The 24,460-nt window shown below is 66.8% G+C and carries 25 protein-coding genes and 1 pseudogene; 10 read left to right on the top strand and 16 right to left on the bottom strand.

The window, feature by feature from the left end; all coding sequences use genetic code 11:
- Positions 1-572: 572 nt before the first annotated feature.
- Positions 573-1,391 (top strand): GNAT family N-acetyltransferase, encoded by an 819-nt coding sequence (locus G6N67_RS18875; protein ID WP_036429599.1) that lies wholly within the window; start codon positions 573-575, stop codon positions 1,389-1,391.
- Between the two features lie 171 nt (positions 1,392-1,562).
- On the opposite strand, the pseudogene G6N67_RS18870 reads toward G6N67_RS18875, so the two are convergent.
- Both G6N67_RS18870 and G6N67_RS18865 read right to left on the bottom strand, forming a co-directional pair.
- Positions 1,563-2,721, bottom strand: a pseudogene (locus G6N67_RS18870) (IS3 family transposase).
- 51 nt (positions 2,722-2,772) lie between these two features.
- On the bottom strand, positions 2,773-3,273 hold the full coding sequence (locus G6N67_RS18865; protein ID WP_051578509.1) for a helix-turn-helix transcriptional regulator: 501 nt from the start codon (positions 3,271-3,273) through the stop codon (positions 2,773-2,775).
- 1,073 nt (positions 3,274-4,346) lie between these two features.
- Here G6N67_RS18865 and G6N67_RS18860 point away from each other — a divergent pair.
- Positions 4,347-5,216 (top strand): helix-turn-helix transcriptional regulator, encoded by an 870-nt coding sequence (locus tag G6N67_RS18860; protein ID WP_051578510.1) that lies wholly within the window; start codon positions 4,347-4,349, stop codon positions 5,214-5,216.
- A gap of 531 nt (positions 5,217-5,747) precedes the next feature.
- Here G6N67_RS18860 and regX read toward each other — a convergent pair.
- From regX to G6N67_RS18830, 6 genes are all read right to left on the bottom strand, one after another.
- Complete coding sequence (gene regX / locus G6N67_RS18855; protein ID WP_036429604.1) at positions 5,748-6,434, bottom strand: two-component sensory transduction protein RegX; 687 nt, start codon at positions 6,432-6,434, stop codon at positions 5,748-5,750.
- Positions 6,435-6,442: 8 nt separating this feature from the next.
- Complete coding sequence (locus G6N67_RS18850) at positions 6,443-7,621, bottom strand: sensor histidine kinase (RefSeq protein WP_036429606.1); 1,179 nt, start codon at positions 7,619-7,621, stop codon at positions 6,443-6,445.
- A 222-nt stretch (positions 7,622-7,843) separates the two neighbouring features.
- A complete protein-coding gene (locus G6N67_RS18845) occupies positions 7,844-8,587 on the bottom strand; it encodes a phosphoglyceromutase (protein WP_036434640.1) in 744 nt (247 codons plus the stop codon).
- 23 nt (positions 8,588-8,610) lie between these two features.
- Entirely contained in the window at positions 8,611-9,114 is a 504-nt protein-coding gene (locus G6N67_RS18840; protein ID WP_036429608.1) for a type III secretion system chaperone family protein, read from the bottom strand.
- Positions 9,111-10,439 carry a D-inositol-3-phosphate glycosyltransferase gene (gene mshA, locus G6N67_RS18835; RefSeq protein ID WP_036429610.1) on the bottom strand — a complete coding sequence of 443 codons (1,329 nt, stop codon included), beginning with the start codon at positions 10,437-10,439 and terminating at the stop codon, positions 9,111-9,113. The genes G6N67_RS18840 and mshA overlap by 4 nt, the downstream gene beginning before the upstream one ends.
- A gap of 10 nt (positions 10,440-10,449) precedes the next feature.
- On the bottom strand, positions 10,450-11,769 hold the full coding sequence (locus G6N67_RS18830) for an ROK family protein (protein WP_036429612.1): 1,320 nt from the start codon (positions 11,767-11,769) through the stop codon (positions 10,450-10,452).
- A gap of 198 nt (positions 11,770-11,967) precedes the next feature.
- Here G6N67_RS18830 and G6N67_RS18825 point away from each other — a divergent pair, with 198 nt between their 5' ends.
- Complete coding sequence (locus G6N67_RS18825; protein WP_036429614.1) at positions 11,968-12,714, top strand: SDR family oxidoreductase; 747 nt, start codon at positions 11,968-11,970, stop codon at positions 12,712-12,714.
- Positions 12,715-12,813: 99 nt separating this feature from the next.
- Here G6N67_RS18825 and G6N67_RS18820 read toward each other — a convergent pair whose 3' ends face one another.
- Entirely contained in the window at positions 12,814-14,148 is a 1,335-nt protein-coding gene (locus tag G6N67_RS18820; protein ID WP_036429616.1) for a L,D-transpeptidase, read from the bottom strand.
- A gap of 6 nt (positions 14,149-14,154) precedes the next feature.
- Positions 14,155-15,222, bottom strand: a complete 1,068-nt coding sequence (locus tag G6N67_RS18815; protein WP_036429618.1) for a UDP-N-acetylmuramate dehydrogenase — start codon at positions 15,220-15,222, stop codon at positions 14,155-14,157.
- Between the two features lie 26 nt (positions 15,223-15,248).
- Here G6N67_RS18815 and G6N67_RS18810 point away from each other — a divergent pair, with 26 nt between their 5' ends.
- The 5 genes from G6N67_RS18810 to G6N67_RS18790 are packed head-to-tail and all read left to right on the top strand — an operon-like array spanning position 15,249 to position 18,809.
- Positions 15,249-15,755 (top strand): DUF2505 domain-containing protein, encoded by a 507-nt coding sequence (locus G6N67_RS18810; protein ID WP_036429620.1) that lies wholly within the window; start codon positions 15,249-15,251, stop codon positions 15,753-15,755.
- 22 nt (positions 15,756-15,777) lie between these two features.
- Entirely contained in the window at positions 15,778-16,293 is a 516-nt protein-coding gene (locus tag G6N67_RS18805) for a DUF2505 domain-containing protein (RefSeq protein ID WP_110798345.1), read from the top strand.
- Positions 16,268-17,074, top strand: coding sequence for a hypothetical protein (locus tag G6N67_RS18800; protein ID WP_036429624.1), 807 nt, complete (start codon positions 16,268-16,270; stop codon positions 17,072-17,074). Before G6N67_RS18805 ends, G6N67_RS18800 begins: the two co-directional genes overlap by 26 nt.
- Before the next feature lie 5 nt (positions 17,075-17,079).
- On the top strand, positions 17,080-17,919 hold the full coding sequence (locus G6N67_RS18795; RefSeq protein WP_036429625.1) for a carbon-nitrogen hydrolase family protein: 840 nt from the start codon (positions 17,080-17,082) through the stop codon (positions 17,917-17,919).
- Positions 17,916-18,809: an LmeA family phospholipid-binding protein gene (locus G6N67_RS18790; RefSeq protein WP_163642233.1), complete on the top strand. Its 894-nt coding sequence runs from the start codon at positions 17,916-17,918 to the stop codon at positions 18,807-18,809. The genes G6N67_RS18795 and G6N67_RS18790 overlap by 4 nt, the downstream gene beginning before the upstream one ends.
- Positions 18,810-18,816: 7 nt before the next feature.
- Here G6N67_RS18790 and deoC read toward each other — a convergent pair whose 3' ends face one another.
- From deoC to G6N67_RS18760, 6 genes are all read right to left on the bottom strand, one after another.
- Complete coding sequence (gene deoC / locus G6N67_RS18785) at positions 18,817-19,488, bottom strand: deoxyribose-phosphate aldolase (protein WP_036429627.1); 672 nt, start codon at positions 19,486-19,488, stop codon at positions 18,817-18,819.
- Positions 19,488-19,871, bottom strand: a complete 384-nt coding sequence (locus G6N67_RS18780) for a DUF2599 domain-containing protein (RefSeq protein ID WP_036429629.1) — start codon at positions 19,869-19,871, stop codon at positions 19,488-19,490. Before G6N67_RS18780 ends, deoC begins: the two co-directional genes overlap by 1 nt.
- A 24-nt stretch (positions 19,872-19,895) precedes the next feature.
- Positions 19,896-20,180: a DUF2516 family protein gene (locus G6N67_RS18775; protein WP_036429631.1), complete on the bottom strand. Its 285-nt coding sequence runs from the start codon at positions 20,178-20,180 to the stop codon at positions 19,896-19,898.
- A 54-nt stretch (positions 20,181-20,234) separates the two neighbouring features.
- Entirely contained in the window at positions 20,235-20,870 is a 636-nt protein-coding gene (locus tag G6N67_RS18770) for a hypothetical protein (protein WP_036429632.1), read from the bottom strand.
- 11 nt (positions 20,871-20,881) lie between these two features.
- A complete protein-coding gene (locus tag G6N67_RS18765) occupies positions 20,882-21,337 on the bottom strand; it encodes a helix-turn-helix domain-containing protein (protein WP_036429634.1) in 456 nt (151 codons plus the stop codon).
- An 85-nt stretch (positions 21,338-21,422) separates the two neighbouring features.
- Positions 21,423-22,751, bottom strand: a complete 1,329-nt coding sequence (locus G6N67_RS18760) for a DUF445 domain-containing protein (RefSeq protein ID WP_036434642.1) — start codon at positions 22,749-22,751, stop codon at positions 21,423-21,425.
- A gap of 106 nt (positions 22,752-22,857) precedes the next feature.
- Here G6N67_RS18760 and G6N67_RS18755 point away from each other — a divergent pair, with 106 nt between their 5' ends.
- The gene (locus G6N67_RS18755; protein ID WP_036429636.1) at positions 22,858-23,562 is read left to right on the top strand and encodes a TetR/AcrR family transcriptional regulator; all 705 of its coding nucleotides are present in this window, start codon (positions 22,858-22,860) and stop codon (positions 23,560-23,562) included.
- Between the two features lie 4 nt (positions 23,563-23,566).
- Positions 23,567-24,436 carry a polyphosphate kinase 2 family protein gene (locus tag G6N67_RS18750; RefSeq protein WP_036429638.1) on the top strand — a complete coding sequence of 290 codons (870 nt, stop codon included), beginning with the start codon at positions 23,567-23,569 and terminating at the stop codon, positions 24,434-24,436.
- Positions 24,437-24,460: the final 24 nt, after the last annotated feature.

Here is a 24,460-nt window from a genome sequence, read left to right as displayed (position 1 = left end):
AGTAGCCATAAGTACTTTTTCGGATCCCTCCAGTGTCCGGTCACGGCGAGCCGTTGTCGCCGAATCAGTTCAGGCCGTGTGAAACGTCCGCCATTCATGGCTCTCCCCGACAGGAAAAACTCTTGCGTCACGCAAACTAGCAAAGTCCCTGGCGAATGAGCCACTTGAGCCGCGCAACAACCTTGTGACCTTCGTCGCGAACCCTATTCACGCCGCGAGTTCTTCACTACCGCATACAGCGCGAGTGCTTCGATCCCCGAATCCCAAGGCGCACCGAACAAGATTGAACCACGCCTCGCGACTGCGCCGAGGCTCACAGGCCGCGGTGGCTATGACGAGGGCTCATTTGTGAGACTGTTCGACTCGTCACGTAACCGCGTTTCAGCAAAGCTGAATAGAAAATTCGAAGGCGCGCGGTAGCCACACAAAGTACGTTGGCTACGCCTCGGACGACTGAGCGGTCGTTGATGCGCCGTTCGACCGTCCGGTGATTCCACTGGACGATCCGCATTTCGTTATGCGTTGGCTAGCTCATATCCACGCGCAAGTGGCAACGAGACAAGGGGAAATCGGTGAAGGTCGACACGGTGACGATCCAGGATGCCACCGCAGACGAGATCAATGACGTGGAGTACTGGTACGGCCTGGCGGGGGCGTCGTCGGGAAGCACCATGGGGAGAGAGCTCGCCGCTGCACGCACTGACGGCTTGCTCGGCGCGGCATTGCGCGGCGGAACAATGCGTGCTAAGTCCCTAGACCGCTACCACACCATGTTCGACAGTGTCGTGGCACGTACCTTGGTGCTCTCGGCGCGCTGCAACGCTCAAACCGTCGGGTTGCTGATGCTCGGACCCAACCCGCGGCTACTCCAGCTCGGCCCGCATTACTACGATCTGAATATCAGAGTGCTGCTAGGGCTTGCCAAGCTCCACTGCATTGCAGTGGCACCCGATCACCGCAATAAGGGCACCGGTTCGCGGTTGCTGGGGACTGCGACGAACATCGCCCGCCTCTCGGCATTCGGCGAACTCTACGGAGAATTCAACGCCCGGCACGTGTGCCTGGAGAGCTTCTACAAGCAACGCGGATTCACCGTGCTAGAACCCTACGAGGGGCTCAACGTCACCACCGCGATCGGCAGTCTGATGTATATCCAGCCCGCCGACGGAGACCGGCTGTTCACGACGACGCTCGCGGAACCCGCCACCGCGCCGGACCCCGCAGCGGCCGAAACTCCATCACTCCGGGGAGCCTGGAGCGATCACGGCGTGACCAAACCTGCTTGCGGCGATGACACGTCCGCCATCCAGGCATTGCGCTACAACCGAATTGGAACCATACGCCGCTGCCCGTCAGTGACCGAAGGGTCTCCAACGCGCTTGGCGCCGTGATTCTGATTCACTGCCAGCGTGCCGTGTGCGACCACGTCTGGAGTGAGGAAACTCCCGCCAGAGGGGCTGTCGGATCAATTGAGAGTCCAAGCCGACACGTTGGTTAGAACAGGTCCGTCACTGACGGCGGTACTCGATGGGGTCTGCTGCACGATCAGGTGACAGTTTCGGTCACGCGGCCTGACTGGCCGGTGTGGTCATGATTGCTTCGAATTCGATCGGGGTCAACCGCCCGAGGCCGGACTGGCGGCGGCGCCGGTGGTAGGTGCGCTCGATCCAGGTGACGATCGCGATGCGGAGTTGTTCTCGGGTGTCCCAGCGGCGGCGGTCGAGCACGTTCTTCTGCAGCAGGCTAAAGAAGCTCTCCATGGCGGCGTTGTCGCCGGCGGCTCCGACACGGCCCATAGAGCCGACCATCTCGTGTTGATTCAAGGCGTGTACGAATTTCCTTGACCGGAACTGAGATCCGCGATCCGAGTGCAGAATGCACCCCGCGACATCTCCGCGTCGGGCTACCGCGCTGTGTAGTGCCCGGATGGCCAGTTGTGACTTCATTCGGGAGTCGATGCTGTAGCCGACGATCCGGTTGGAGAACACGTCCTTAATCGCACAGAGGTAGAGCTTGCCCTCACCGGTGCGGTGCTCAGTGATGTCACTGAGCCACAACTGATTTGGCCCTTCAGCGGTGAAGTCACGCTCGACAAGATCGTCGTGCACCGGCGGCCCGACTTTGCCGTTCTTGCCGCGTTTCTTACCAAACACGCTCCACAGTCGATTCTGCGAGCAGATCCGCCATGCGGTGCGCTCGGCCATCGGCTCGCCGGCATCGCGCCTCCTCCACGAGGTAGCGGTAGCCGAACTCCGGATCGTCTGCGTGCGCGTCGAACAGCGCATTGGCGCGGTAGGCCTCGATGAGTTCGGCCTCGGTGATGGGGTCGGCCAGCCAGCGGTAATACGGTTGGCGGAGAGCTTGAGTACTGGCACGTCACCGCGACGGGGATCCCGTCGGCGGCGAGCTCTTTCACGAGCGGGTAGACCCTTTTCCCGGCAGATTGGCCTGCGATAAATACGCTGCGGCCCGGCGCAGCACCTCGTTCTCTTGCTCTAGCAGTTTGATCCGCCGTCGGGCTTCGCGCAGCTCACCGGACTCGCTGGCGCTCTTGCCGGGCTTGGTGCCTTCGTCGATGTCGGCCTGACGGAGCCATTTCTGCAGCGTCATCGGGTGCACTCCGAAATCGGTGGCGATCTGCTCGATCGTTACACCGTCATCGCGGTTGCGAGCGACCCGGACGACGTCGTCGCGGAACTCGCGGGGGTAGGGCCTTGCCATGGGGACATCCTTCCAGCCCGCCCATGCTGGGCAAGCCAACTCAGATGTCACCTATTCGTGCAGCAGACCCATGGGCGCAACACCCACGCGGTTGCCAAATGTGGTGGTGAAGTGGCTTTGGCTGGAAAACCCTACTGCTGCGCCGATCTCGGCGACAGTCATGGTGCTGGTCAGTAACAGCGCCTTGGCATGCGCGATACGCCGATCGAGGATGTACTGTCGCGGTGTTGTGTGAAACGTGGCGGCGAATGCACGCGCGAATCGATCGACACCCATGCCGACACATGCAGCCAGCGCCGCCATGCTGACGTTGCCATTACAAGTTTCACGCTCGATATAGTTCAACAGGCGGGCTTGCTCAGTCTCATCGAGAACCGCAACGGCCGATCGCGTGTGGCGGTGCTTCCACGAGACGAACCGGTCGATCAGATCTAGACGTAGCGTTTCGGCCAAAGTGCGTGTCAAGAGCTGCCCTGCGGCATCGCCGCGGCCGCGCAAGTCACCGAGCGCCTCTACCAGACTCAGAGTGAACGGATGACGCCGGACGATCAAGTAACCGGCACCTTCAGCGAAAGGCCTTCTGGGCAAGTCGATTTCACAGAATACGCTTATCGGCCCATAACGCTCAGCGGTAGCGCGCTGCGCGGCAGGCACTACCCACACATCTGCGTCCAGGAGCCGGACGGCGTCGACGGCCAAGTTGGCCCGTCGAGTGGGACGCAGCCGACTGACGTCGGGGCAGACAATCAGCCGGTGGGGACCGCTTTCCTCCCATTCCGGCGCATCGATCAACGGGCCGGCCGCAAATACCGCGACCAACCAATCTGAAGACCCGGAGTTCAACTCCAGCGCCTCCCGGCCTTGGGCCTACGGGTTCCGTCGCGTGCAGGGCAATCCAGAAGACACGAACGGTCGTTGTCACGCACTCGATACTCGTCAGTCATCGACCGGCCTCACACCCGTGAATGCGACTGGACTGTCAGACGATGCACAGCCACCACCACTCAACTGTTTTCCTCCGGCGGCACGACCGACTGCTCCACCACGAGGTGTCCGCACACCGGCCTGCATGGGCGTCGTATCACATTGGACAACGGGCAAACACATACTTTCCTCATGCTATGACACTTCCGCAACTCCCAGCAATCGCGATCAAGACGCGACCATCTCGTGGCCCGAGCGCGCCACAAACCCCACTCGCCTTGACGCACAGCGGTTTCCACTCTCCCATCGTCAGCTAGCGACGTTCGGCATGAATTCCTCGTATGCGGAACCTCCGCTTGCATGGGTTGCTCGCAACGATGCCCAGATGGCATGCCGCTGGAGATAAGTCAGCGGCGAAATCAGGCTCAGTAGTGCAGTGCGCGGCAATGCCGACGCTGGCCGTCAAAGAAAGGAGCGTGTCCAGACGCACAAGCGGTTGCAACCAGGTGAGCATTGAGTCCGGGAAAGGACGAAGCCAGTGCACCACTCACCGCGACGAGCCAACGCACGGCACCGTGAGCGGCAACCGGCGGGCCAGATCGTCCTACGCGCCGCAAAGTTGGCGGCAGACGCGCGCTGCGTCGGCGCCGACGGGTGCGTTAATATGAAGTGATGTTTGCTGTCGGGGCGGGCTTCGCAGTATGACCAACCAGCATGAGACCACTGATCAGGACGAGTATCAACTCGCCTCCGCGGCGGATATGGTTCTTGCGGAGATCGCAGTTCTGGGTATCGAGCTGAACTTGATGTCCCTGCCATTCGTCGAATCGATGGATTGGACGTTTAATGAACCGGAACACAAAGTGTTCTTACAGCGTGGTGGAACCGCACGGTCGAAGGAAGTCGAATTCCAACGCGGACCGAGTGGCGTCGTAACTCCGCGGGCAGGCAATGTGTGGGTAATCCCCGCCGAGCAGTCGGCGGCCGCGTTGATCAGCCACGCCAGAGGCGAGTTCGCGATGTTGACTCTGCCCACCGCGACGCTCGGCGACAACACGCTCCGTCCGCTGGTCGGGCGCCAAGACCCGTTCCTGCGTCAGCTGGTTGAGCGAATCGCCGACGTCGCGGACCGTAACGACGTCATCGCCCGACTCCTGCGGGAATCACTGACCGAGGGCCTGCGATTGCATATCCGTGACCGCTACGGGGAACGATCACAGTTGCCGCGGCGGACCGACCGCACCCTGAGCCGCGCCGAGCAGCAACGCATTGTCGATTTCCTGAATGACGGTCTCGATGCCGAGATCGATCTGCCCACGCTTGCCGGCTTGGTGGGCATGGGAGTGCACACATTCAGCCGAGCGTTCAGCGCAACCTTTCATACCACGCCTTACCAGTTTGTACTGGACCGCCGAATTGCGCGGAGCAAGCATTTGTTGGCGACCACACCGCTGTCGGTCACCGAAATCAGCGACGCGGTGGGGTTTTCCAATCCCAGCCACTTCGCGACCACGTTCAAGCAGCGAGTCGGCGTCACACCCAGCACCTTCCGGCGGGACGCCCGCGCCTGACTTGAGGCTCATTCGCGGTCATGCCGTCGATGTCCGAACCAAGTGATGCATGGACGTTGCCCGCTTGTCGGGCGCCTCGATCGAGGGCTTGCCGAGACATCGCATCGGCAGTTCCCCGTAGACCGTCCGCCCACAAGTGTCGGAAGGTATGACAACGCGCGTCGGCGCAGCCGCCGGCATCGCCGTTTCACCACCGAGGCCGCCTTCGTCTGCCAACCAGCGTGGCACCCATCCAGGCATGGTTGGCGCCAACGCCGGCCAGATGCGGTTGAGCCGCTCAGGAATTGCCAACTCAACGCCGCCATCCACCGCGTCGCCGTCACTCAGGCTCGGATAGGCTAGCGACGGTCACGCCTACCACCGCCTGCTCATCGCCGACGGCAAACCAAAGCCAAAGCACGGCGCCGCTTCAAACGCTGCACCTCACGGTTCATATTCCATGCCCTGCAAGCCCTGCAACATGACAACCACACGCAGTATCACGACGTAAACACGACGGCTTCACGCACGCGCTATTGCTCGGGAGGAAAACTACCCCTCGAGTTTGTAGCCGAGGCCGCGGACGGTGACCAGGTGCACGGGGTTGGCCGGGTCGGCCTCGATCTTGGACCGCAGCCGCTTGACGTGCACGTCGAGGGTCTTGGTGTCGCCCACATAGTCGGCACCCCACACGCGGTCGATGAGCTGACCGCGCGTGAGCACGCGCCCACTGTTGCGCATCAGATACTCGAGGAGGTCGAATTCCTTGAGCGGCAAGGTGATCGCCTCACCGTTGACGCTGACCACATGCCGCTCGACGTCCATCCGCACCGGGCCGGCCTCCAGCACGCCGTCTCCGAGGCTACTGTCGTCGCTCTCGGTGCCGCGGCGCAGCACGGCCCGGATCCGTGCGATGAGCTCGCGGGCCGAATACGGCTTGGTGACATAGTCGTCGGCCCCCAGCTCGAGCCCGACGACCTTGTCGATCTCGCTGTCGCGCGCGGTCACCATGATCACGGGCACGCTTGAGCGCGAACGCAATTGCTTGCACACGTCGGTGCCGCTCATGCCCGGCAGCATCAGGTCCAGCAGCACGATGTCGGCGCCGGAACGCTCGAACTCTGCCAGAGCCGACGGCCCGTCGCCCACCACGGTGGCCTCGAAGCCCTCCTTACGCAGCAGGAAGGCCAGGGGATCGGCCAGCGACTCCTCGTCCTCAACGATCAAAACGCTGGTCATCGGTCTCGCTAATCCTCTCGTTCGTCCACGTCACGTGAAGGGTCATCGTGATAGGGATAGGCCGGGATCGACAGCGTGAACGTCGACCCCGTTCCCGGCTGACTCCACAGCCGGATGGTTCCGTTGTGGTTGGCCGCGACATGTTTGACGATGGCCAACCCGAGGCCCGTGCCGCCGGTCGCGCGCGAGCGCGCCTTGTCGACCCGGAAGAAGCGTTCGAAAACCCGTTCCTGGTCGGCTTTGGCGATGCCGATGCCGCGGTCGGTCACCGCGATCTCGACGCTGCCGCCGCGGCGCCTACGGCTGATCGAGACGCCCGACCCGTTGGGCGAGTAGGCGATCGCGTTCGAGACCAGGTTGGCGATCGCGGTCACCAGCAGTGACTCGTCGCCCAGCACGCGGTAGCCCGTGGGAGCGTCGGTGGTGATGGAGATGTCGGCGTTGTCTGCGGCGACCTTGTGCCGGGACAGCGCCTCCGACACCACCGCATCCACGTCGACCGCCTCCAGATCGGGTAGCCGCTCGCCGCCCTGCAACCGGGACAGCTCGATCAGTTCTCCGACCATATCGGCCAGCCGCTGCGATTCGGCCACCATCTTGTCGGCGAACCTGCGGACCGTGTCGGGGTCGTCTGCCGATGCCAGGAGCGCCTCGGCCAGCACGCCCATGGCTCCGACCGGGGTCTTGAGTTCATGGCTGACATTGGCCACGAAGTCGCGTCGCGTCGCTTCCATGCGCGCGTGTTCGGACTGATCGTCGGCGTAGACCACCGCGAAACGGCCGTCGTCGTCGGCGAGCAACCGGACCTTTCCGCGCACCGAGAGGCCGGACCGCCCGGGGTGGGTCACCTTGCGCGGCGACAGGTCGACCTCGACGTCCTGGCCCGTGGCGAACACCTGCTCGGCCGCCTGCCACGCGCGGTCGTCGAGCAGTCGGTCCCGCACGATCCCCAGCTCACCGGCACGGATGTTGCAGTAGACGACGTCGTTGAACATGTCCACCACGGCGATACCGACCGGTGACAGCGAGACGATGTGCGACAGCATCTGCGACACCGTCATACCGGCCTCGTCGGCCGCGCGGCGATGCCGCTCGGTGGAGATGCGAAGCGCCACCGCGGCACCGACACCCAGGCCGACAACCAGCGCCAGCACTGCGGTCAGCAGTAACGCCGACACGACACTCACGCGAAAATCGTACGCATCCGGTGAACGTCATCCCAGCAGCGTGCGGCCAATTCGGGACAAGTCACACCGTCAAACACAGAATTTTCTGATGCCGTTAACCCGAGTTCACCCAATGTTCGCCGACAGCTTCTCCATGGCGCCCGACCGGCCCGCCAGGAGTGCGCTGACGGCACCCCTGAACGCCCGCACCATGCAGAAATCCTCGGCACCGGGATTAACTGACTATTTCTTGGCGCCCTGCGCGGCGACCGCGGCCGCGCCGGCTGCGGCGGCCTCGGGGTCGAGGTATTCACCGCCGGCCACCTTCGGCTTGAGGTCCGCGTCGAGGTCGTAACGCAGCGGGATACCGGTCGGGATGTTGAGCCCCACCACCTCGTCGTCCGACATGCCGTCGAGGTACTTCACCAACGCCCGCAACGAGTTGCCGTGCGCGGCGATCAGCACGGTCTTGCCTGCCTTGAGGTCGGGCACGATGGCCTCCTCGTAATAGGGCACGAAACGCGCCACCACGTCGGCGAGGCATTCGGTCAGCGGGCCGCCGCCGATGTCGGCATAGCGCGGGTCGGCGTCCTGGCTGAACTCGCTGCCCTTCTCGATGGGCGGCGGCGGGGTGTCGTAGCTGCGTCGCCACGCCATGAACTGCTCTTCGCCGTAGCGCTCCTTCGTGGCGGCCTTGTCGAGGCCCTGCAGCGCACCGTAGTGCCGCTCGTTGAGCCGCCAGTTGCGGTGCACGGGGATCCAGTGCCTGTCGGCCTTGTCCAGCGCGAGGTTCGCGGTGTTGATGGCGCGGCGCAGCAGCGACGTGTAGACCACATCGGGCAACACACCCTGTTCGGACAACAGTTCGCCACCGCGGATGGCCTCGGCACGGCCCTTGTCGGTGAGGTCGACGTCCACCCATCCGGTGAACAGGTTCTTCTGGTTCCAGTCGGACTCGCCGTGGCGGAGCAGGATCAGGGTCGGCATGACGCTCATCCTGTCATAGCTGCTCAGTCGTCGCGGTCGTCGATCAGATGTTCAAAAGCCCGCAGGTTCTTGAGCGACTCGCCCCGCGAAACCCGCCACTCCCACTCCTTCTGGATGGAGGTCCGAAAACCGAGTTCCAGCAACGTGTTGAAGTCGGCGTCGACGGCTTCGAGCACCTGGCCGAGCACCCGGTCGAGTTCGTCTGGGGTGACCGAGTGCAAAGCCATCCGGCCGACGAGATAGATGTCGCCGACGTTGTCGAGCGTGTAGGCGACGCCGTAGAGCCTGCGGTTGCGCTTGAGCAGGAACCGGTAGACGCCTTCGAAGTTCTCGTCGGGCTTGCGGCACACGAACGCCTCGACCCGCACCGAGTGCTCGCCGATGCTCAGGATGGTGTTGGTCTTGAGCTTGCGCTCCCCCGGCAGCTCGACCACGATGCCGGGCAACCCGCCGTGGGCGCCCTCGTGGTGCTGGTAGTTGAGGCCGTGCTCGTCGAGGGTGTCCTCGATCAGCCGTTGCAGGCTCATGCCCGCACGCCCCGCCGCATCGAGAACCTCCTGCCCACACGCCGCGAAGCCGGACGTGGATGGCGGGCCCGGTAGTCGGTCATCGCGCGCGAATAGCTGGTCAGCAGGGCGTCGACGGTGTGCCCCCACGAGAATTCCGCGGCGTGCGCGACCGCGGCCCGGCTCAGCGCCTCGGGCTCGCGCTGCAGCACCGCGTCGATCGCGGCGGCCCAGTCGTCCACCGCGTGCCCGTCGACCAGTGCGCCGCTCACACCGTCGGCGACCGCGACCGGCAGCCCTCCCACCGCGGCGGCCACCACCGGGGTGCCGCAGGCCTGGGCTTCGACCGCGACCAGGCCGAACGATTCCGAATAGCTCGGCACCGCAACCAGATCGGCGGCGCGGTACACATTGACCAGTTGTTCGCGGGACTGCGGCGGCAGGAACGTCACGCGGTCGGTGATACCCAGTTCGTCGGCGAGGCGAACCAGTGTGTCGGGTTCGGCCAGGCCCGAACCCGAAGGTCCACCGGCCACCAGAACCCGTACCCCGGGCAGTTTCGCGGCGGCGCGCAACAGGATGTCCGGGGCCTTGAGCGGCTGGATGCGGCCGACGAAGGCCACGACCTGTTCGTCGGAGGGGATGCCGAGCACCGCGCGGGCGCGGTTCCGGTCCCCCGGTGTGAACAGGTCGAGGTCGACGCCCGGATGCACCACGTCGATCCGCGCCGGGTCGGCGTGGTGCAACGAAACCAGTTGCTGCGCTTCGTGTTCGGTGTTGACGATCAACCGGTCGGCCTCGTCGACCACCTGCTGTTCACCGACCGCGCGCAGCGGCGGCTCGGGTGAGTCCCCCTGTGCGAGCGCGGCGTTCTTCACCGCGGCCAGGGTGTGTGCGGTGTGGACGAGCGGCACGGCCCAGCGGTCCCGGGCCAGCCAGCCGACCTGTCCGGACAGCCAGTAGTGCGAGTGCACGACGTCGTAGTACCCGGGCTCGTGCGTGGCCTCGGCGCGCAGCACACCCGCGGTGAACGCGCACAGCTGTGTCGGCAGGTCGTACTTGTCGAGCCCCTCGAACGGCCCGGCCACCACGTTGCGCACCACCACACCGGGCGCCACCTGCACGACGGGCGCATCGCTCGACGAGGTGGCCCTCGTGAAGACCTCGACCTCGACACCGCGCCGGGCCAGGTGCAACGCGGTCTGCAACACGTAGACGTTCATGCCGCCCGCGTCCCCGGTGCCCGGCTGCGCCAGGGGCGAGGTGTGCACGGACAGGACCGCGACGCGACGGGGGGTCTCGGAGCGGTGCCGTTCTACGTCGGAACCGTCTGTTGCTAGACGCACACCCCTATGTCTACACCGCCGTCGCTCGGCGGGTCTGAGCGCGCCGCATGGCGCCGATCGGATCGGCGTAGAGCCCACCCAGCGACACGATGCCCGCGCCGGCCTCCTGCACCCGGTTGCCGAACGCCGTGACCCGGATGTCGCGCGCCCCGAGCACCGACCGCTCCGCGAAAGCCGCCTCGACCTGAGGCATCGCCTCGGGGTACTCGGTGAAGGCCTGGCCGCCGACGATCAGCTCGTCGGGGTTGAGCATGTCGCGCAGCAGAGCAACCGCTTCACCGAGGACGCGGGCGCGGTCGGCGAGCAGTTCGCCGGCCTTCTCGTGGCCCTGGCGGGCGGCGCGCAGCACAGACGACAGCGTGGACGCAGGCCCTTCCGCCGGGACGATGCGCAGCTTGCGGGCCGCGGTCAGCACGGCCTCGTCGCTCACGGTGGATTCCAATTGCCCTGCGCCCCCGAGCAGTTCGGAGCGGGCGGGCAGACCGGCGATCGTGCCGGGGCCGCTTGCCGGGGAATGCACGCGGCCGTCGATCGACAGCGCGTAGCCCACGGTCTCCCGGGCGTAGACGTACAGGCTCGTGCGCGACTGGCCACCGACGGCGTCGGGCACGTGCCGACGTCCGCCCAGCAGCAACTCGGCACCGGCCATCGCGTCGACGTGCGACGCCAGTGACACCGGCAGGCCGAGCGCCTCGGCCAGCACCGGGCCCACCGGGGCGTCGTTCCAGCCGAGCCGGGGATGGTCGAGGTAACCCGTGGCGCTGTCGACCACTCCGCCGGCGGCGACGCCGACCCACAGCGGGCGGCGGCGATGCCAGCGGCTCAGGTACCGCCGCGCGCTGGCGGCCAGCGTGGCCAGTGCCGCGGACTGGGCGCCCGTCGGGGTCGGTGTCTCGACGACGTCGAGCGTGCGGCCGAACAGGTCGGTGGCCACGATGCTCGTGGTCCTGGCACCGATGTGGATGCCCAGCGTCAGGAACGGTTCGTGGTTGACCTCGACGGGAACCCGCGGGCGCCCGATGGCGCCGGACACCGCGAGATCGGCGCGTTCGCGCAGCACACCGGCTTCCAGCAATGCCGTGACCTGGCGGTTCACGGTCGCGATGCTCAGTTGGGTGCTCTGCGCGATGGCGTCGCGCGCGATCGGCCCGCGCGTCCGGACCGCGCTGAACACCGAGGCCGAGGCCGCGTCGGCGACCTTGAGCGACGGGGCGACGATGTGGAGCAGGCGCGACTGCGGGTAGCGCGTACTGGGAGTCGAGCGCACCCGCTGCGGACGGGCGGGGGCGCGGTTGGTGCGGACCAGAGGGGCGGCGGTGGCGGTGGTCACGTGAGTTGTCCTTCGGTTGAGTTCGGCCGGTGGTGGGTCGGTGCCACACCTGGCGACTCAGCAGGACAGCGAGAAGATGTCCGGGCGCAGTCAGGCGCGGCGGGGTGCGCAACAACAACACGCACGCCGCGCGGCGAGGATCGCCTGACCGATTCGGGACATGAGAGAGAACTTAGCACGGCAACTAAAGTTCGGGATATGACAGCTTCTGCACCCCCACAGCGCGTCGCGGTGGTCACCGGCGCCAGCGCGGGAATCGGCGCCGCAACCGCTAAAACCCTTGGCGCACTTGGCTTTCATGTGGTCTGCGTGGCCCGCCGCGGCGACCGGATCCAGGCGCTCGCCGACGAGATCGGCGGCACCGCGATTGTGGCGGACGTCACTGCCCAGGATTCGGTGGATGCCCTTGCCGGACAGTTGGACCGGATCGACGTCCTGGTCAACAACGCAGGCGGGGCCAGGGGTCTTGAACCCGTGGCGGACGCCGATGTCGAGCACTGGCGCTGGATGTGGGAGACCAACGTGCTCGGCACCCTGCGGGTGACCCGGGCGCTGCTGCCCAAGCTCATCGACTCCGGTGACGGCTTGATCGTCACGGTCACCTCGATCGCCGCGTTCGAGACCTACGACGGCGGCTCCGGATACACCGCCGCCAAGCATGCGCAGGGTGCACTACACCGCACGCTTCGCGGTGAGTTGCTCGGAAAGCCCGTGCGGCTCACCGAGATCGCGCCGGGAGCGGTGCAGACCGAGTTCGCGTTGATGCGTTTCGACGGCGATCAGGAGCGGGCCGACAACGTGTACAAGGGCATCACCCCGCTGGCGGCCGAGGACATCGCCGAGGTCATCGGATTCGTCGCGTCGCGCCCGCCGCACGTCGATCTGGACCAGATCGTGATCCGGCCCCGCGACCAGGCGCCGCACGGCCGGTTCAACCGGAACTGAGCACCGCCAATTCGACGAAATCGTCGTTGTCGCGCAGGCGGAGCGACGATTTCGTCGAATTAGGCCGGCGAGCGTGAAAGGCAGCGAGCGTAACCGGGCCTAGCCGCCCGGGCGCGGGCTCGGCGAAGGGGTGGTCGTCGTCGGCGTGCCGGACAGGGTCGGTGCGTCGCTCGGCGTGGCCGGGGCACTCACCGGCAGGTCCGGCGGCGGCTTCTCCGACGAGATGGCCGACATGGCCTTCCATTCCTCCCACGGCACTGCCCAGTCCCAAATGTCGCCGTCGGCGTAGGACAGCTCGATCCGGGTGCCGGTGACCTCGACGGGGTCGCCGTACATCGCGCTGTTGAAGTACTGCTGCGAGTTCTCCAGGTTCAGGTTGATGCAGCCGTTGGTCACGTTGGTGTTGCCCTGCGAACCGATGCTGTTGGGATTGCAGTGGATGAACTCGCCGTTGTTGGAGATCCGCACCGCGAAGCGTTCGTGCACGTTGCTGTACCCGGCGGCCGGGTTGGTCATCCAGAAGTCTTCGTACTTCTCGGTGACGACGTGGATACCGCTGCGCGTGACGTTGCGGTCCAGGTCGCCTTCGCCGTAGCTGCACGGGAAGTCCATGATCACCGCTCCGGAGCCGTCGAGCACCTGCATGCGGTGGCTGGACGCCTCGGCCTTGACCACCTGGCGCCTGCCGACCTCGATGTCGAGCGTGGAATCGGCCGCACCGTAGGCGCCGTCTCCGAATTTGACCCCGTACAAGGGTGCGTTGACGTGGATCTTGGTGCCCGCCGGGTAGTACTCCCGACTGCGCCAGTGCACGCGCGAGCCTTGGGCCTCGTCGGGCAACCAGGCCCAGCTGCCCTCGACCGGCGGCTCGGTGGTGACCTGAAGCGCCTTCTCGACGGTCGCCTTGTCCTTGTCGTCGATCGAGGCGTCGAACTGCAGGATGATCGGCGCGGCAACCCCGACGGTCTGGCCGTCGGAGAGCTGGAACTGGCCGTTGACCTGTGTCTGCGGCGCGATCGTGGTGAACTTTCCCTCGACCGTGACGGCTTTGCCGTCGTGCCCGACGACCGAGCCTGCCCACTTGTAGGTCGCGTCGTAGCCGAGGGCTTCGGTGACCGTGAACTCGGTGCGGTCACGGTTGAGCGCACCGGCGACGACCTTGCCGTTCGCATTCGTCAGGCTGACGCGCTGGAACCAGCCGTCGGAAACCTTGACGCCCACCGGATCGGTCGGGACCACGTCTTTCGTGCCGGTCTCCGGCTGGTACGTCAGCGTCGGGGCGGCCGGAGCGGCTTCCGGGGCGGACGAGGTCGACGAAGAATCGGTCGAGCAGGCAGCCAGCACGCCGGCGCCCATCCCGAGGGCGAAAACACCGAGCGCGCGACGCCGATTCACCAACGGCGCCGGGGTCTCTATATCACCGGCTGAGCTCACGTGGATCTAGGGTACCGACAGAGCGCACCCAATCAGAATCGGTTCGGGTGTGAGTTCTATCCCGAAGGCCTCGGCGACGCCCTGCCGAACCCTGCCTGCCAGGGCGATCACGTCGGCGCTCGTGGCCGCACCACGGTTCGTCAGGGCCAGCGCATGCTTGGTCGACAGCCGCGCCGGGGCGCCGTCACCGGGGAAGCCCTTGCCGAACCCGGCGTGCTCGACGAGCCAGCCTGCCGCGAGCTTGACCCCGTCGGGCGCCGGGTAGTTCGGCACCGGTCCGCCCGCGGATGCGGCCAGCCGCTCGAACTGGGCACGCGACACCACCGGGTTGGTGAAGAAGGATCCGACGCTCCAGGTGTCGTGGTCCTGCTCGTCGAGCACCATGCCTTTGCCGGCACGCAACGCCAGCACGGTCTGGCGAACCTGCAGCGGATCCGATCGCTCGCCGGGTTCCACTCCAAGCGCCGTCGCGAGTTCGCGGTACCGCAGCGGCGCGCTGCGCCCTTCGGGATCGAGCGCGAACTCGACCTCGAGCACGATCGCGGCATCGGAATGCTTGAGCACACTGGTGCGGTAGCCGAAGCGCAGCGCTTCCGGTGGCACCCAGCGGTCTTCGCCCGTCCGCCGGTCGAGCAGCCGCACCCGCCGGATGGTGTCGGCGACCTCGGCCCCGTAGGCACCGACGTTCTGCACGGGCGTCGCGCCGGCCGAACCCGGAATGCCCGACAGGCATTCGAGCCCACCGAGGCCGTGCGCGAGGGCCGTCACCACCACGTCGTCGAACATCGCGCCCGCCTCGGCGCGCACGATGTTGCCGTCGACCGTGATCTCGGTGTTGGCCACGCGCACCACGGTGAGCCCCGCCACCGCGTCGGAGTCGTCGGCCAGCACCACGTTGGACCCGCCGGCCAGGACGAGAGCCGGTTCGTCGATCGCACGGAGCACGGAGACGAGCTGCTCGGTACTCGTGCAGGTCAGCATCCGGCGCGCCACCGGTCCCACGCGCAGCGTGGTCAGCGGAGCCAGCGGGACATCTTCGGCGACCGCCACGCCCCCGACATGCGAACTGACCACGGGCCGTAACGGTAGCCTGGCCAGCTATGCCGCGCTCATTCGACATGGCCACCGAATACGCAGGCAGCGTCGAACAGGTCCACGGAGCCTTCGGTGATCGACAATATTGGCTGGCCAGGCTCGCCGACTCGGGAGCCGACGACGCCACGCTCGATTCGATGACGGTGGCCGAGGACGGCGGCATCGACGTCATCACCACCCAGTTGCTGCGCGCCGACCGGTTGCCGGGGCTCGTCGCGCAGTTCCACCACGGCGACCTGAGCATCCACCGAGAGGAACACTGGGGACCGCTGGTCGACGGCCGCGCGGCCGGCACGGTCAGCGGAACCATCCCCGGCGCGCCGGTGGCCCTCGACGGGACGGCGACGTTGGCTCGGGCCGATTCCGGCTCGCGGCTCGCGGTGAGGATCTCCGTGGAGGTCAAGGTGCCGCTGGTGGGCGGCAAGATCGAGAACTTCATCGGCTCACAGCTCGTCGACCTGCTGATCGCCGAGCAACGCTTCACCACGGTGTGGATCACCGAGAAGGGGTGAGCCCGGCGGTACCGTCATCGTCATGAGTCGAAAGATGGACCACACCATCGCATTCGACGCGCCGGCGGACACGCTGTACGCGGTGTTCGGCGACCGCGACTACTGGGAGAGCATGCTCGAGCACTACCGGCAGGTGGCTCCGCAATCGGAGTTGGTCGAATTCCGGTGCGGTGCAGACGGTATCGACGTCACGTTCCGGCAGGTGCTGTCCCGCGCGGATCTTCCCGGCATCGTCCGCACCGTCGTTCCGCTGGACATGGCGATCACGCGTGAGCAGCACTTCGAACCGTACGACCCGGCCGAGAACCGGACGAGCGGCAACTACACCGCGTCGGTGGCGCACGCCCCCGGGCGCCTCGACGGCCGCTACGACCTGACCGCGACCCCCACCGGCAGCCGGTTGCGGTTCGCCAGCTCGTGCAAAGTTCCGGTGCCGCTGGTCGGCGGCAAGCTCGAAGGCATGGCACTGCAGTTCATGAAGGACATTCTCGTCGCCGAGGAGGCGTTCACCGCTGACTGGATCGCCCAGCACCACTAGGCCCGTCGGTGCCGTGACCCGGGGCACCACCGGGTACAACCGGCTGCGCCGCAGCGACCGCTGGCTGGTGCACTCCGCGCGGGTACGCACGGCGCTGGGCACCGCGCCCGACCCGCTCGTGGTCGATCTCGGGTACGGCGCGCTACCGGTCACCACGCTCGAGCTCGCGGCCCGCCTGCAGACGGTCCGGGCCGGCGTCCGCGTCGTCGGGCTGGAGATCCATCCGGAACGGGTCGCCACGGCACGCGCAACCGCGGCCCACCGGGGCGTCGAGTTCGCGCTCGGCGGGTTCGAACTGGCGGGCCTGCGGCCCGTGCTGGTGCGCGCGTTCAACGTGCTGCGGCAGTATCCGGTCGACGCGGTTCCGGAGGCGTGGGCGACCATGCAGCGCAGCTTGGCCGCGGGCGGGTTGATCGTCGACGGCACGTGCGACGAGCTGGGCCGACGCTGCTGCTGGGTGCTGCTCGACGCGTCGGGGCCGGTGAGCCTCACGCTGGCGTGTGATCCGTTCGCCATCGCGACGCCGTCCGACCTGGCCGAACGGCTGCCGAAGGTACTGATTCACCACAATGTGCCGGGACAACCCGTCCACGCGCTGCTGACGGCCGCCGACCGGGCCTGGGCCAGCGTTGCGGGCCACGGGGTTTTCGGGCCGCGTGTGCGGTGGCGGGCCATGCTCGAGCTGCTGGCCGGTGCGGGTTACCCGGTGGATCCACCGCGCCGCCGGATGCGTGACGGCGTGCTGACGGTCCCGTGGTCGGCCGTCGCGCCGTTACCCTGAGAACCATGCGGATCGCCCTGGCTCAGCTCGCGTCCGGCACCGAACCCACGGCCAACCTGGCCCTGGTCGAGGACTACACGCGCCGCGCGGCCGCCGACGGCGCGCAGCTGGTGTTGTTCCCCGAGGCCACCATGTGCCGGTTCGGGGTGCCGCTGAGTCCGATCGCCGAACCGCTCGACGGCCCGTGGGCCGACGGCGTGCGGGCGATCGCCGATCAGGCGGGCGTCGTCGTGGTGGCGGGCATGTTCGTGCCGAGCGACGACGGGCGGGTCACCAACACGCTCGTCGCCGCGGGCCCCGGGGTGGATGCGCACTACCACAAGATCCACCTGTACGACGCCTTCGGATTCGCCGAATCACGCACTGTGGCACCGGGTTTCGAGCCGGTGACCATCACCGTGGCCGGCGTGACGGTCGGTTTGACCACGTGCTACGACATCCGGTTCCCCGAGTTGTTCGTCGAGCTCGCGCAGCGCGGCGCACAGCTGACGACGGTGCACGCGTCGTGGGGTTCGGGCCCCGGCAAGCTTGAACAGTGGACACTGCTGGCCCGCGCCAGGGCCTTGGACACCACGGGTTTCGTCGCCGCGGTGGATCAGGCCTATCCGGGTGACGAGATCGCCAAGGTCGGGCCGACGGGGGTGGGCGGCAGCGTGGTCAGCTCCCCCACCGGCGAGGTGATCGCCGCGGCCGGGGGCGACGCCGAGTTGCTCGTCGTGGACATCGACCTCGACGCGGCCCGCAGTGCCCGCGAGAGCATCGCGGTGCTCGACAATCGATCGGCCCTCGCTGGGCTCGGTCGCTCACAGTTCGCTCAGTCGAGTAGGGCACAATCGCTGGGGTGACCGATCCCTGGGCTCGCCCCACCGACCAGGCCCCACCCGCCCAACCGCCGCAGGCCCCGCCGGCGGGATTTCCCCCGCCGCCACCTGACACCGCTGGTCAGCAGCCCGGCGCGACGCAGCAGCAGGGCTCGTCGCCCATGGCGAAGGTCAAGAAACTCCTGAGCGATCCGTTGTCGATCGTGCTGGTCGTGGTGATCGTGCTGGCGCTGGTCGCTGCGGGCGTGCTGGGCGGTGAGCTGTACGCCAGGAAGCGCGCGGACACCATCGTGGCCGGCGTGGTGTCGTGCATCGTGGAGGACGAGGCTTCGGCGTCGTTCGACCCGCTGCCGCCGTTCCTGTGGCAGCACATGACGGGGCACTACACCAACATCAACATCGAGACCGCGGGCAACCAGATCCGCGACGCCAAGGGCATGAAGGTGGTCCTCGGCATCAACGACGTCCGGCTGGAGGACACCGCGAACTCGAGCGGCACGGTCGGATCGCTGACCGCGGACATCACGTGGTCGACCGATGGCATCAGGCAGACCGCGGCCGACATGGTGCAGCTGCCGTTCATCGGCTCGGCCATCACCGACGTGTCCACGAACGCGTCCGCGGGCACGATCGACCTCAAGACCATGCTCGGCAGCATCACCACCAAGCCGCGGGTCGCCGACGGTGGCATCACGCTGGAGATCACCAAGCTCGAGGCGGTCGGCCTGACGTGGCCGAAGGAGATGGTCCAGCCGATCCTCGACACCTTCAGCAAGCAGCTGACCGACAACTACCCCATGGGTATTCACGCCGACAGCGTGCAGGTGACCGACACCGGTGTGATCGCCAAGTACTCCACGCAGAACGCCACGATGCCCAAGGCCGCCGAGGATCCCTGCTTCGCGAAGCTGTGAGGCGCGGCTAGCCCAGACCGTCGAGGACCGCCCGGGTGCCGGACAGGCCGAGCCGAGTAGCCCCGGCGTCGAGCATGACGGTCGCGGCCTGCGCGGTGCGGATTCCGCCGCTGGCCTTGACCCCGACGCTGCCGTCGACGGTCGCGGCCATCAGTTCGACCGCGCGGGCCGACGCGCCACCGCTGGGGTGAAAACCGGTGGAGGTCTTCACGAAGTCGGCGCCGGCGTCGACCGCGGCCCGGCATACGTCGGCCAGCAGGCGCTCGCCCGAGAAGTCCAGCAGCGCAGCCGATTCCACGATGACCTTGAGCGTCGCGGTGGGCACTGCGGCCCGAACGGCGGCGACATCGGCCGCGACGGCGACCAGGTCACCCGCAAGTGCGGCCCCGACGTCGATGACCATGTCGATCTCGGTCGCGCCCGCGGTCACCGCGAGCTGCGACTCGCGGGCCTTGATCTCGGAGAGGTGCTTGCCCGACGGGAATCCGGCGACCGCGGCCACCGCGAGCCCCGACGGGATCGCACCGGCCGCGACCGCGACCATCGAGGGCGACACGCAGACCGAGAACACCGCGAGTTCGAGGGCCTCGACGACCAGCGCGGCGACGTCGGCCGGTGTCGCCTCGGGCTTGAGCAACGTGTGATCGACCAGTGCGGCGACCTCGGCGCGGGTGTACATCAGAACGGCTCTTCCGTGCCGCCGGGGTTACACCCCGCGGCGAGCATCTGCTCGGCGGGCACCTCGGGCCGCCACGGTTCGATGTTCCAGCTGGTCTTGCCCGGCTCGGCGCGCTCCGCGAAGTGCCAGTGACAGAAGAACTGCTCGCGCATGCCGGGGATGTCGGCGTCCGGCGCGAGCGTCAGCACCTCGTTCCAGGCTTCCTGGGCAGACGCATCGGTACCGGGTTGCGTGGCCAGCCCGCGCGCCGCCTCGGTCGGATAGATCCGCAGGCTCGACAGGTCACCCCATTTGGCCCACTCGACATGGTCGACGAGCGCGGGGTCGGCGGATGCGCCGGGAGCGCACGCGAGCGCTACCCCGACCGCGCCGAACGCGGCCATCAGTGATCGCTTCAACAACCGGCCCTAACGCGACTTTCCTTGGATTTCAAGCAGTTTGGGCCGCACGTCGACCAGGTATACGCCCGCGGCGCAGGCTGCGATGGCGGCCCCGAAGGCGCCGCTGAGCAGCAGCTCCAGCAGCAATGACACTCCGAGAATGGTCAGCCACACGGGCTTGGTCAGCTTGCCGGTCGCGGTGTAGGCGTCGGGACGCTGCCGCGCCGCGTGCACAAAGGCGTAGACGCCGACGCAGAAGACGGCGACGCCGATAGAAAAAAGGATGACGTCCGCAAGGTCGGTGACTATCACGTCACCAGCCTAAGCGGACGCCATCCTCAGCGTCGAATGACGACGGGTCAGCCCCTACTTCTGGGTCACCTTCTTGGCCGGAGCGGCCTTCTTGGCGGGGGCAGCGGTCTTCTTGGCGGCCGGAGCGGCGGCGGTCTTCTTGGCCGGCGCAGCGGTGGTCTTCTTGGCAGCCGGGGCGGCCTTCTCAGCCTTTTCGGCCTTCTTCGGCAGCTCGACGCCGACCAGCTTGGCGGCACGCTCGCCGACGGCGCGGGTCTGCGAGGCCACGGTGCCCAGCGCGTCCTGGGTCAGCTCGGTGACCTGGTCGGTGTAGCCCTCGACCCGGCTGGCGGCCTCTTCGAGAGCCGGCTGGTTGCGCAGGCGCTCCAGCGCGGCCTCGCCACGCTCGACGAGCTTGTTGTAGGTGGTCTGCGCCTGGTCGGCGTAGCCCTCGGCGGCCTTGCGCAGTTCCTCGGAGGTGAACCGATCGCGCAGCTCCTCGAACTGGGTCGGCAGTTCTTCCTGCAGCTTGGTCAGGCGGGCGCGACCCTCTTCGACGCGGGCCTCGGCGTCGGTGCGGGCCTCTTCGGCGCGCTCGCGCAGGCTGGCGACGATCTCGTTGACGGTGGCCAGGGCCAGGTCAGCGGCGCCGACCGCGGCGAGCAGCGGGGCCTTGAGGTCTTCGATGGTGGGCTGGTTCTTCTCGGTCATGTCATTCCCTTTCAGATTGTTGACGTTGATTCAGGCGTGGTTTCGGACGAGATCTCAGACGTAGTCGGCATCCCTTCTGCATCACCCTCGACTGCGGATTCGGCTTCGTTCTGCTGACAGAACGAGGAGTAGATGTCGAGCAGCACCTGCTTCTGCCGCTCGTTGATCGCCGTGTCGGTGATGATCGCGTCACGAACCTTGCTGCCCTCACTGGGCTCGAGGATCCCGGCACGTACGTAGAGCACCTCGGCGGAGACACGCAACGCCTTGGCGATCTGATTGAGCACGTCGGCCGACGGCTTGCGCAGGCCCCGCTCGATCTGGCTCAGATAGGGGTTGCTGACGCCGGCCTTCTCAGCCAGTTGACGCACCGAGACCTGGGCCGCTTCCCGCTGAGCCCGGATGTAGCTGCCGATGTCTTGTGCGGCGTTACTCACGACCGCGGCAAGATTCTCGTCCTGCGACATGTGAGCCTCGATCCGTCGGATTTCCTACTGACGAAATCCACGGTAAGACCGAGTGCTAGCTATTGCAAGCGCTCTGCTAGCACCTTCAGAACAACAGCTGGGCCACCGTGTAGATCACCAGACCGGCCAGCGCGCCCACCACAGTACCGTTGATGCGAATAAACTGCAGGTCACGGCCTACGTGGAGCTCGATCCGCCGGCTCGCTTCCTCGGCATCCCAGCGCTCGATCGTCTCCGTGATGATCGCTGTGATCTCCGTCCCATACTGCGCAACCAGGTGTTTTGCGCCCCGCACAATCCAGTTGTCGACCTTGTCGCGCAGCTCGGCGTCGTCGCGCATGGACTCCCCGATCCGCATCACCGAGTCGGCGATCCGCGTGCGAAGCGCCGACGACGGATCGTCGACTGACTCGAGCACGATCTTCTTGGCCGCGCTCCACGCCGTCTCGGCAGCGCGGGCCACCTCGTCGCGGGCCATGATCTGTTCCTTGACGTTCTCGGCACGCTGAATCGTCGCGTCGTCGTGCTGCAGATCGTCGGCGAACTCGAACAGGAACCGGGTCGCCGAGCGGCGCAGCTCATGGTCGGGGTTACGCCGGACCTTGTCGGTGAAGTCGACCAGCTCCCGATGGATCCGGTCGCCCACCAGATGGTCGACCCAGCGCGGCGACCACGTCGGCGAGTCCCGTTCGATGACGCGCTCGATCACCTCACCGGCATTGAGCGACCACTGGAATGCCCTGTCGCACAGCAGCTGCAGCAGCGCTTCCTGCCTGCCCTCGGCCAGCAGAGTCGCCAGCACCCGCCCGATCGGCGGACCCCACTTGGGCTCGGCGACCCGCTTGACGATCATGCGGTCCAGCACGTGCTGGACATCCTCGTCGCGCAGCATCTCCACACCGACGCGCAGCACGGTCGCCGCCTCGGCGGCCACCCGCTCGGCGTGCGAACGGTCCGAGAGCCATTTGCCCAGCCGGCCCGCCACCTGGGCGTCGCGCAGCTTGGTCTCCACCACCTGCGGCGACATGAAGTTCTCCCGCACGAAGGTGCCCAGGCCCTCGCCCAGCTGATCCTTCTTGCGCTTGATGATCGCGGTGTGCGGGATCGGCAGACCCAGCGGATGCCGGAACAGCGCCGTCACCGCGAACCAGTCCGCCAGCGCGCCGACCATGCCTGCCTCGGCGGCCGTCCGGACGTAACCCACCCACGCCGCGGCACCCTGGGACTGCGCCCAGGTACACGCCAGGAACACCACGGTGGCGCCGACGAGGAAGCCGAGCGCCACGGCCTTCATCCGCCGCAAACCACGGCGACGCTCGGCGTCGGCGGCCGGATCGGCGCCTGCCAGCGTCTCGGCGATGCTGCCCCGCGAGGCAGGCAACGCACGCAAACCGGCGTCGGATCTATGTGCCACGTAACCATCATCCACAACGCCGCCACTTCGGCGCGCCACCCACGGGTCAGCACCCGGTATTTCGCCGTACTATCAATTGGGACTAGGGAATGGGATTACTGCGATAGTGGCACAGCAGACTCCGACGGTCACGGTGAAGACCGATGGACGGAAGCGGCGCTGGCACCAGCACAAGGTGGAGCGTCGTAATGAGCTGGTAGACGGCACCCTGGAGGCGATCCGCCACCGGGGCAGCAACGTCAGCATGGACGAGATCGCCGCCGAGATCGGCGTCTCCAAAACCGTGCTGTACCGGTACTTCGTCGACAAGAACGACCTCACCACCGCGGTGATGATGCGGTTCGCCCAGACGACGCTCATCCCGAACATGGCCGCGGCGCTGTCGTCCAACCTCGACGGCTTCGACCTGACCCGCGAGATCATCAAGGTCTATGTCCAGACCGTGGCCGCCGAGCCCGAGCCATACCGGTTCGTGATGGCCAACAACTCGGCCAGCAAAAGCAAGGCAGTCGCCGACTCCGAGCAGATCATCGCCCGCATGCTGGCGGTGATGTTGCGCAGGCGCATGGCCGAGGCAGGCATGGACACCCGGGGCGCGGAGGCGTGGGCGTTCCACACCGTCGGCGGCGTGCAGCTCGCGACCCACTCGTGGATGTCGAACCCGCGGATGAGCGCCGACGAGTTGATCGACTACCTCACCATGTTGTCGTGGAACGCCCTGTGCGGCATCGTCGAGGTCGGCGGGTCGCTGGAAAAGTTCAACTCGCAGCCCCACCCATCCCCGGTTTTGCCACCACAGCTGCTTGACTAGCCAGGTGTCTGATCAGAACGACCTGCCGTCCCTCTGGACGCACGAGCCGCACACGCATCTGGAGTTCAAGCCCGGGGACAAGGTCGCGGACATCAAGACCAACCGCACCCCGGGGTTCCGCGGCTCCAAGTCCGACGCCCCGGCCCTGCAGGCCGAACGCAACGAACGGTTCGCCGAGCTGCAGGAGATGCTCTATGCCGGCTCACGCAGCGGGGACGACACCCGCTCGGTGCTGCTCGTGCTGCAGGGCATGGACACCGCCGGCAAGGGCGGCATAGTCAAACACGTTGTCGGAGCCGCGAATCCGCAAGGCATCCGGTACACGAGCTTCGGCAAGCCCACCGAGGAGGAGCGCGCCCACCATTACCTGTGGCGGATCCGCAACGCGCTGCCGCCTGCCGGGCACATCGGCGTGTTCGACCGCTCGCACTACGAGGACGTGCTGATCGTCCGGGTGCACAACCTCGTGCCGCCCGACGTGTGGGAACCGCGCTACGACGAGATCAACGCGTTCGAACGCGAACTCGTCGACGCCGGGACGACGCTCGTGAAGGTCGCGATGTTCGTCTCCCTCGACGAGCAGAAGAAGCGGCTGGCCGAGCGGCTGGAGCGGCCCGACAAATACTGGAAGTACAACCCGGCCGACATCGACGAACGGCTGCTGTGGCCCAAGTACCAGGAGGCCTATCAGGTCATGCTGGACCGCACGTCGACCGACTACGCACCGTGGCACATAGTGCCGTGCGACAAGAAGTGGTACAGCCGGCTCGCCATCACCGAGCTCCTCATCGAAGCCCTCAAGGGTCTCGACATGTCTTGGCCGCCGGCGGATTTCGACATCGAAGCGGAGAAGCAGCGACTGGCGTCGGCCTGATTTCTCGCCGAGTGCGCCGACACT

Origin of the sequence: Mycolicibacterium mageritense, assembly GCF_010727475.1 — a bacterium.
In the GTDB taxonomy this organism is placed as follows: domain Bacteria; phylum Actinomycetota; class Actinomycetes; order Mycobacteriales; family Mycobacteriaceae; genus Mycobacterium; species Mycobacterium mageritense.
The sequence above is the reverse complement of the archived record's forward strand: the minus strand, read 5'-3'. Positions and strand labels throughout refer to the sequence as shown.